Origin of the sequence: Actinopolymorpha sp. B9G3 (assembly GCF_040120725.1) — a bacterium.
GTDB lineage: Bacteria > Actinomycetota > Actinomycetes > Propionibacteriales > Actinopolymorphaceae > Thermasporomyces.
Genome location: NZ_JBEEAB010000092.1, coordinates 1 through 597 on the forward strand (window position 1 = coordinate 1; position 597 = coordinate 597).

Genomic DNA, 597 nt, shown 5'->3' on the forward strand with positions numbered 1-597 from the left:
AAGACTCCTACCTACCCAACGGCAGCCCGATCGGCACCCCCGAAGAGGCCCTCGACTGCGCCTGCGGCCTCTACCTCGCCGACCCCACCGCCTGGACCACCGAGTAGACCTCCGAGTAGACCTCCGACGAACTTACGACGCCGACCACTTAGGTCGGGACTAACGGCCCGACCATCTGTTCGAATCGGTGTGCAGCGTGGTAGACGCAACGGGTGAACCTCCAGGGGTGGTATCACGACATGTACGACGCATATGGGCTTGAGGTACTTGACCAGGCTGCGTGCCTGGCGCTGCTCAGTCAGAACAAGGTCGGGCGGTTCGTCTTCGTCGACCACATGCTGCTCGCCGTCCATCCAGTGGCATACGCCTTCGATGGCGGAAGCGTCGTCTTCCAGACCAACGGCGGCGCCAAGCTCGACGCAGCCACCAAACACGACCTCGCCGCATTCGAGGTCGACTACATCGACCCCGAACACGGACGGGGATGGACTGTCACCCTCAGCGGACATGCCGAACCAGTCACCGATCCGCAGGAAGTAGCACGACTGCACAAACTGCTACCCGAGCCTTGGACGAACGACGGCAGAGTCGACATCA

1 protein-coding gene is annotated in these 597 nt (G+C 62.3%); it reads left to right on the forward strand.

What is annotated here, in order from left to right:
• Positions 1-239 precede the first annotated feature (239 nt).
• Positions 240-597, forward strand: a 358-nt coding sequence (locus ABNF93_RS34725; protein ID WP_349332512.1) for a pyridoxamine 5'-phosphate oxidase family protein, incomplete at its 3' end; no start/stop codon positions are given.